Source organism: Pseudogemmobacter hezensis (genome assembly GCF_013155295.1).
GTDB lineage: Bacteria > Pseudomonadota > Alphaproteobacteria > Rhodobacterales > Rhodobacteraceae > Pseudogemmobacter > Pseudogemmobacter hezensis.
In genome coordinates this window covers 26,211-34,198 of the sequence record NZ_JABJXT010000030.1, presented here as the reverse complement: position 1 = coordinate 34,198, position 7,988 = coordinate 26,211, and the positions used below count along the sequence as shown (strand labels likewise).

The following is a 7,988-nucleotide window of genomic DNA, read 5'->3' as shown; positions in this document are numbered from 1 at the left end:
AGGCTGATCGCCGCCTGAGCATGGAACTCGGCAGGGCCTACGCGACCACCAGAACAGCTACAAGCGCCAGGCTCTTGGCGGCCGGAACAGGAAAACTTCCCGGCGGAGCGACTATTTCAGCGACCTGCTAAAGGGGGCAAAGCGAAGCTGGTGGTCATACAATGGCGCAGAGACCTCGGCGCCGGCTTCGGTGGTTCTTTTGCTGCACGGGTCGGGCCGCACTGGCCGCGACATGATCCGCCCCTGGCAGGGCATCGCGGAGGACAGGGATCTGGTCTTGCTGGCGCCGGATGCCCTGAACAGTAAGGGATGGTCGGACACCCGTGATGGGACCGAGTTCCTGGAGGCTGTGTTGGCGGCCGCAGCGCTGCTCTATCCGATTGACCCAAAGCAGGTGTTGATATTCGGGCATTCTGCAGGGGCAAGTTTCGCACTGCAGCTGGCGGCAGCGCCACCCGAGGGTGTTACCGCGGTTGCGGTGCATGCGGGCACCGTCACGCCGGTCGCGCAGCCAGAGACCGCACTGCCGCTGCGCATCTATATCGGCGACAATGATCACCTGTTCCCACTGGCGGCGGTGCGTGCCTCGGCAGAGGCATTGGCGGCGGCGGGTCACCCCACGGATCTGCTGGTGATCGCCGGCCATGATCACTGGTTTTACGACGCTGGCCCCGGAATTGCGGCCGACGCCTGGGACTGGTTTACCTTAAAATGACGTAAATCTGTCATCCAGGGGTTACCTGGCGCGGTCAAAGCAGGCGGATGATGCTTGCATCAGGGGGGCGGCGGCCCTACATGGGCCATCCTGGCCTCTGTGGCCGTTGGTTCTCTGCTGAAACCGGGGGGATTCGATGATCCAGACGCCCTATTATCTGATCGATCGTACTGCACTGGCCCGCAATATGGCCATCATGGACGAGCTGCGCACGCTGTCGGGCGCAAAATGTCTGCTGGCGCTGAAATGCTTTGCGACCTGGCCGGTCTTTGACCAGATGGCGCAGCATATGGACGGGACCACCTCGTCCTCGCTTTACGAGCTGCGGCTGGGGCGTGAGAAATTCGGCAAAGAAACCCACGCCTATTCGGTAGGCTGGGCGGATCATGAGATCGAAGAGGCGGTTTCTTACGCCGATAAGATCATCTTCAATTCGATCAGCCAGATGGAGCGGTTTGACAATCAGTCCGCCCAGATCCAGCGCGGATTGCGGCTGAACCCGCGCTTTTCCACCTCGGGTTTTGACCTCGCGGATCCGGCGCGGCCGTTCTCGCGGCTGGGCGAATGGGACCAGAGCAAAATTGAACGGGTGATGGATCGGATCTCCGGCTTCATGATCCATTACAATTGCGAAAACCGGGATTTCGACCTGTTCGACCGTCAGCTGGCACGGATCGAAGAGGAATTCGGCCCACTGCTGCGGCGGCTGAAATGGATCAGCCTGGGCGGCGGCATCCATTTTACCGGCGAAGGATACCCGCTGAAGGCCCTGGCCGAACGTCTGCGGATCTTCCAGGACCGTTTTGGCGTCCAGGTCTTTCTTGAACCAGGTGAGGCCTCGATCACCAATACGACCTCGCTTGAGGTGACGGTGCTGGACGTTCTGAACAATGGCAAAGATCTTGCCATCGTCGATTCTTCGGTTGAGGCGCATATGCTGGACCTGCTGATCTACCGCGAAAGTGCCCGCATGGATGATACTGGCCCGCACCGCTTTATGGTCTGCGGAAAATCCTGTCTCGCCGGTGATATCTTCGGCGAATATGGTTTTGCACAGCCGCTGCAGATCGGGGATCGCATCTCGATTCCGGATGCGGCTGGTTACACCATGGTTAAGAAAAACTGGTTCAACGGCGTGAAAATGCCGTCCATCGTGGTGAAAGAGGTGGATGGCTCACTCACCGTCGCACGCGAATTCGGCTATGCCGATTACCGGGACAGTCTGGGCTGAAACGGCCCAGGTTCAACAGTCCCCCCTTCCCAACCTTCCGAGGAGGCGGTTTCCCCATGAAACGCAACGTGTTGATCATTGGCGCCGGTGGCGTCGCGCAAGTGGTGGCCCATAAGGCCGCGCAGTTGAATGACCGCCTGGGGGATTTGCATATCGCCAGCCGCACCAGGACGAAGGCCGAGGCGATTATCGCCTCTGTGCATGAAAAAGGCGCTATGAAGGTGGTTGGCCGCTTTGACGCCCATGCGGTCGACGCGATGGACAGCAATGCGGTCGCGGCACTGATCCGCGAAACCGACGCTCAGATTGTGATCAATGTGGGCTCGCCTTTCGTGAATATGACGGTTCTGGACGCCTGTATTGCGACGGGCGCGGCCTATATTGACACCGCAATTCATGAAGATCCGACTAAGATCTGCGAGACGCCGCCCTGGTATGGCAATTACGAGTGGAAAAAGCGCGAGGCCTGCAAGGCCGCAGGCGTGACCGCGGTTCTGGGCATCGGTTTTGACCCGGGCGTGGTTAACGTTTGGGCGCGTGCGGCGGCCGATATGATGGACAAAGTTACCGAGATCGATATCGTCGACATCAATGCCGGCAGCCACGGCAAATATTTTGCGACCAACTTCGACCCGGAAATCAACTTCCGTGAGTTTACCGGAACGGTCTATTCCTGGCAGAGCGGTGCCTGGCAGGAAAACAAGATGTTCGAGATCGGCAAGACCTGGGATCTGCCGGTGGTCGGCCCGCAAAAGGCCTATATGTCTGGCCATGATGAGGTGCACAGCCTGGCGGCGAATTATCCGAATGCGGATATCCGTTTCTGGATGGGCTTTGGCGACCACTACATCAATGTCTTTACCGTATTGAAAAATCTGGGACTTTTGTCAGAGCAACCCGTGATCACCGCAGAGGGTCTTGAAGTTGTTCCGCTGAAAGTCGTTAAGGCCGTCCTGCCGGACCCCTCGACACTGGCCCCGGGCTATACCGGAAAAACCCTGATCGCAGATTTCGTCAAAGGCGAGAAAGACGGCCAGCCGGTTGAGGTGATGATCTACAACACCGCCGATCACAAAGAGGCATTTGAAGAGGTTGGCAGCCAGGGCATCAGCTATACGGCAGGTGTGCCGCCGGTTGCAGCAGCGCTTTTGATTGCCGAGGGCACCTGGGATGTCGGCACCATGGTTAATGCCGAAGAGCTGGATCCCAAGCCTTTTATCAATCTTCTTAACGAAATCGGCTTGCCGTCGCGGATCGTTGATAAGGATGGCGACAGGCTGCTTAGCTACTGAAACGTAAAGAAACCCCCGCGAAGCCAGTGCTTCGCGGGGGTTTTTCGTTCAAAGATCAGAAATCGAGGTTTTCAACCGACAGCGCGTTTTGCTGGATAAATTCGCGCCGCGGTTCGACCACATCGCCCATCAGCTTGGTAAAGATGTCATCGGCCTCGGCAACATCATCGATCTTTACCTGCAACAGCGTGCGGGCCTCAGGGTCCAGCGTGGTTTCCCACAGCTGTTCCGGGTTCATCTCGCCCAGGCCTTTATAGCGTTGCAGCGACAGGCCCTTCTCGCCCTCAGCGAAAATCGACTTCAGCAGATCAACCGGGCCATGGATCAGCTGTTCACGATCCTTACGCACCAGTTTACCAGGTTTGCGATAGACGTCCCGGTGGCTGGCCGCCGCCTGCGCAAGCTTACGGGCCTCGCCCGAGCGCAGGACCGCGCCGTCCAGGGTGCGCAGCTCTTCGACGCCACGCAGAATGCGCGACAGCCGGATGCCGTGGTCCTGGGTGATACGGCCGGACCAGCCGCGCTCATATTCAGCGGCCACCATATCAAGCCGCTGGGCCACCTGATCGGCCACCGCCTGCAGGTCATGATCGGCGGCACCCGTATCAAAGGCACCGGCCAGCGCCGCCTGTTCCAGGATCGGGCGCGGGTAATGGGTCGGGAAGGCGTCAAGGATGCGGCGGAACTGCCGGGCACCTTCAATCACGCGGGCAAGGTCTGCCCCGGCGAGCTCTTCACCATTGGCAAGCCGCAGGACAGCGCCCTCAATGCCTTGTTCTACAAGGTAATCATCCAGCGCTGCCTGGTCTTTCAGATAGACCTCAGACTTGCCGCGCGAAACCTTATAAAGCGGCGGCTGCGCGATATAGAGATAGCCGCCTTCGATCAGCTCTGGCATCTGACGGAAGAAGAAGGTCAGCAAAAGGGTGCGGATATGCGCGCCGTCCACGTCGGCATCGGTCATGATGACGACCTTGTGGTAGCGCAATTTGCCGATATTGAACTCGTCGCGGCCGATCCCGGTGCCAAGCGCCATCACCAGATTGCCGATCTCCTGGCTGGACAGCATCTTGTCAAAACGGGCACGTTCCACGTTCAGAATCTTACCACGAAGCGGCAGGATGGCCTGGTTCTTACGGTCACGCCCGGTCTGGGCAGAGCCGCCGGCCGAGTCACCCTCGACGAGGAAAACTTCGGATTTCGACGGGTCTTTTTCGGTGCAATCCTTCAGTTTTCCGGCGAGGAAGTTAACATCCATCGCCGTCTTGCGCCGGGTCAGCTCGCGCGCTTTACGGGCGGCCTCGCGGGCCAGTGCAGCCTCGACGATTTTGCCAACGATCACCTTGGCGATCGCGGGGTTTTCCTCAAACCATTCCGAGAGCTTTTCGTTCACCAGGTTCTCGACCGCAGGCCGCACCTCGGATGAGACCAGCTTGTCCTTGGTCTGGCTGGAGAATTTCGGATCCGGCACCTTGACCGACAAGACGCAGGTCAGCCCTTCACGGGCGTCATCGCCGGTAAAGTCGACCTTCTCTTTCTTCGCGATCCCCGAGCTCTGGGCATAGGCGGTGACGCAGCGGGTCAGCGCACCCCGGAAGCCCGCCATATGGGTGCCACCGTCACGCTGCGGGATATTGTTGGTAAAGGGCAGGACGTTTTCGTGATAGGTGTCATTCCACCACATCGCCACCTCAACGCCGATGCCGTTCCGCTCGCCGACCATATAGATCGGCTCGGGCATCACCGCCTGTTTTGAGCGGTCGAGATATTTCACGAATTCCCGCACACCGCCGTCATAGAACATCTCGACATGCTGAGGCTCTGCGCCGCGCAGGTCGTTCAGCTCGATCCGGACGCCGGAGTTCAGGAAGGCCAGCTCGCGCAGGCGATGTTCCAGCGTCTTGAAGCTGTATTCCAGGTTCGAGAAGGTGCCATCTTCGCGGTTGGTCTTGGCAGAGGCCAGGAACCGCACCTGCGTGCCGCGTTTGCCCGGTGCTGGGCCCGCCTCATAGACGTGGGTGGTGCATTCGCCGAACTCAAAACGGCCCTTATACTCTTTGTCGTCGCGCCAGACGGTCAGATCCAGCCATTCCGACAGCGCGTTCACCACCGAAACGCCAACCCCGTGCAAGCCGCCCGAGACCTTATAGGCGTTGCCGCCCTCATCGGTATTGTTGAATTTGCCGCCCGCATGCAGCTGGGTCATGATGACTTCGGCCGCAGAAACACCCTCTTCAGGGTGAATGCCCACCGGGATGCCACGGCCGTTGTCGCGCACCGAAACCGAGTCATCCTCATGGATCGTCACCACGACCTCGGTCGCATGGCCAGCCAGCGCCTCGTCGATGCCGTTATCGACGACCTCATAGACCATGTGATGCAGGCCAGAGCCGTCATCGGTGTCGCCAATATACATGCCGGGCCGTTTGCGAACAGCCTCCAACCCCTTGAGAACTTTGATGGAATCGGCGCCGTAATCGGCGGGCTTGCGGGCTTCTTCAGCCATAGTCTGGTAACCCCTCAGATTGCCCGCGATTTATAGCGGTTCAGAGGGGGAATGTCACCCATCTGCCACAAGATTTTGTAGTCAGAGAAAGGGGATAAGCAGGGCTACACCGATCAGCATGATCCCCGCCGCGATGTTCAGCCGGCGCAGCGCATCCGGGCTTTGCAAGAGCGCCCGCGCCCGGTCAAGAAACAGCGCAAGGCCCAGATTTCCCAGCATCGGCACAAAGGCCGAAATCGAAGTAATCGCCAGGATATCCCAGCCATTCAGCTGGTTAATCGGGAAGAACCCCGGCAGCGCCCCCATATAGAACAGGATCGCCTTGGGATTGCCGACCACTGCCGCAATACCGACGGTGAACCCCGCCCAGAGGCCGGGCTTTGTCAGACGGCTGTCGCCCGCGATCGCCCCGCCGCCCGACCTCAGCAAAAGCACCCCCATCAGCAGGAAGATCGCCGCCGCCAGCCAGCGCAGCACATCAAGAAAGCCGCCATATTGGCTGAGGATCCAGCTCATCCCCATGATGGCGGCAAAGGGCCAGGCCAGATCGCCAAGCGCCACGCCCACCGCCAGCGGCCAGGCCGCCGCAAAGCCGCCAGACAGGGCCCGCGCCAGCAGCGCCACCCAGACCGGCCCCGGCACCGCCCAAAGCGCCGCCATAGCGCCCGCATAAACCATCAATTGCCAAAGCGTTACGGTCATCGCATCAGCCCGGCAATGTCAGGCTGCCATCGGCGTTCAGCGGCCAGTAGGGGTTCATCGCAACTTCCCAGACATGGCCATCCGGGTCGGCCCAATAGCCGGAATATCCGCCCCAGAACACCTTTTCCGGCGCTTTCAAAGCCACACCTCCGGCGGCGAGGGCGGCGGCAAAGGCAGCATCGACCTCAGCCTCGGTTGCGAAATTCTGCGCAAGCGTCACCGCGCCTGTGCCCAGCCTCTCGCCCGCCCGGCCCTGATCGGCAGCCAGAGAATCTGCGGCGAACAACGCCAGCGCCAGGCCGTTAATCTGGAAAAAGGCAATGCCCGGCTGGCTTTCGCCATGCTCTTGCCAGCCGAGGCTTTGGTAAAAGGCGCGGGCGCGGGCCAGATCTGCCACCCCCAAAGTGATCAGGGTAACGCGTTGGGGTGTCATTGGTTCACCTTTGACTGGCCATTTTCATTTGCGACAATCAGTGTCTGCGCCCGATCTCCCAGGCTGTCAAACAGCGAGGCATCGGTGCCCGTCATCAGCGCCTGTGCCCCCAAAGCGCAGATCTCATCATAAAGCGCCGCCCGCCGCCCGGCATCCAGATGCGCCGCGACCTCATCCAGCAGCAGGATCGGCGCAAAGCCGGTATCCGCCGCCAGCGCCCGCGCATTGGCAAGGATCAGCGAGATCAGCAGCGCCTTCTGCTCTCCGGTTGAGCAAAGGGCCACGGGAACGCCACGGGCGCTGTAGATTGCCTCAAGATCGGCGCGATGGGGGCCAATCAGCGCCCGCCCCGCCGCCATGTCGCGCCTGCGCGAGGCCGCCAGCGCCTGGGCAAGATCGGCGCCACCATCGCCCTCGGGGAAACTAAGCGTCAGTTCGGCCCGGGGAAAGGCCGAGACCGCCCCCTCCTGGGCCTGGGTCAGACGCTGCAAAACGGCGGTGCGATTGGCAGCCAGGATCGCCCCGGTCTCAGACATGCGCGCCTCTAACGCGCCATACCAATGCGGATCGGTGACCTCATCTCGGAACAGCCGATTGCGCTGGCGCATTGCTTTTTCATAGGAAAGCGCCGCCTCGGCATGGTCGGGAAAGAACGACAGCGCCATGCGATCCAGAAAACGCCGTCGCCCCTCGGCCCCCTCGGTCCAAAGCCGGTCCATTGTTGGCACCAGCCACAAAACCCGCATCACCTGACCCAGGGCAAGCTGGGTTGCAGCCTTCCCATCCAGCCTGACCTGGCGCGGGCTGGCGGGCTCCGCCCAGGTTTCCAGCTGATGATAGCCCCCCGCCCCGGTGACTTCGGCGCTGATCTTCCAGCCAATGGCCTCGGGGCGACGGATGAATTCCTCGCTGCTCGCCCCGCGCAGGCCGCGACCTGGCGAAAGCAGGGAAACCGCCTCAAGGATATTGGTTTTTCCGGCACCATTCGCACCGGAAATCGCAACAGGTCGGCCGTCAAATTCAAGCTGCAGCCCGCGATGGCTGCGAAAATGCGAGAGGCTCAGCGCGTTAACCAATAGCCCGCCCAAAGCCCGGCCTTTCATATGTCC

Annotated in this window: 7 protein-coding genes; 3 read left to right on the top strand and 4 right to left on the bottom strand. The window is 60.6% G+C overall.

Translation table 11 applies throughout. From position 1 onward, the window contains the following. The first annotated feature begins 190 nt into the window (after positions 1 to 190). The 3 genes from HOY34_RS20305 (at position 191) to HOY34_RS20295 (ending at position 3,238) form a co-directional block, all read left to right on the top strand. A complete protein-coding gene (locus HOY34_RS20305) occupies positions 191 to 715 on the top strand; it encodes an alpha/beta fold hydrolase (RefSeq protein WP_366926994.1) in 525 nt (174 codons plus the stop codon). Between the two features lie 136 nt (positions 716 to 851). Next, a complete protein-coding gene (locus tag HOY34_RS20300) occupies positions 852 to 1,946 on the top strand; it encodes a carboxynorspermidine decarboxylase (protein ID WP_172366276.1) in 1,095 nt (364 codons plus the stop codon). 56 nt (positions 1,947 to 2,002) lie between these two features. Next, complete coding sequence (locus HOY34_RS20295; protein WP_172366274.1) at positions 2,003 to 3,238, top strand: saccharopine dehydrogenase family protein; 1,236 nt, start codon at positions 2,003 to 2,005, stop codon at positions 3,236 to 3,238. 55 nt (positions 3,239 to 3,293) lie between these two features. On the opposite strand, the gene gyrB is transcribed toward HOY34_RS20295, so the two are convergent. The 4 genes from gyrB to recF all read right to left on the bottom strand — a co-directional run bounded on the left by gyrB (position 3,294) and on the right by recF (position 7,967). Further along, complete coding sequence (gene gyrB / locus HOY34_RS20290; protein ID WP_172366272.1) at positions 3,294 to 5,744, bottom strand: DNA topoisomerase (ATP-hydrolyzing) subunit B; 2,451 nt, start codon at positions 5,742 to 5,744, stop codon at positions 3,294 to 3,296. A gap of 81 nt (positions 5,745 to 5,825) precedes the next feature. Then, positions 5,826 to 6,446, bottom strand: coding sequence for a LysE family translocator (locus HOY34_RS20285; protein ID WP_172366270.1), 621 nt, complete (start codon positions 6,444 to 6,446; stop codon positions 5,826 to 5,828). A gap of 4 nt (positions 6,447 to 6,450) precedes the next feature. Continuing rightward, a complete protein-coding gene (locus tag HOY34_RS20280; RefSeq protein ID WP_172366268.1) occupies positions 6,451 to 6,879 on the bottom strand; it encodes a VOC family protein in 429 nt (142 codons plus the stop codon). Then, complete coding sequence (gene recF, locus HOY34_RS20275; protein WP_172366282.1) at positions 6,876 to 7,967, bottom strand: DNA replication/repair protein RecF; 1,092 nt, start codon at positions 7,965 to 7,967, stop codon at positions 6,876 to 6,878. The genes HOY34_RS20280 and recF overlap by 4 nt, the downstream gene beginning before the upstream one ends. Positions 7,968 to 7,988 lie beyond the last annotated feature (21 nt).

Coding starts and splice junctions, on each gene's coding strand:
- HOY34_RS20300 (WP_172366276.1), top strand. CDS start 852: ATGATCCAGACGCCCTATTATCTGATCGATCGTACTGCACTGGCCCGC.
- HOY34_RS20295 (WP_172366274.1), top strand. CDS start 2,003: ATGAAACGCAACGTGTTGATCATTGGCGCCGGTGGCGTCGCGCAAGTG.
- HOY34_RS20285 (WP_172366270.1), bottom strand. CDS start 6,446: ATGACCGTAACGCTTTGGCAATTGATGGTTTATGCGGGCGCTATGGCG.
- HOY34_RS20280 (WP_172366268.1), bottom strand. CDS start 6,879: ATGACACCCCAACGCGTTACCCTGATCACTTTGGGGGTGGCAGATCTG.
- gyrB (WP_172366272.1), bottom strand. CDS start 5,744: ATGGCTGAAGAAGCCCGCAAGCCCGCCGATTACGGCGCCGATTCCATC.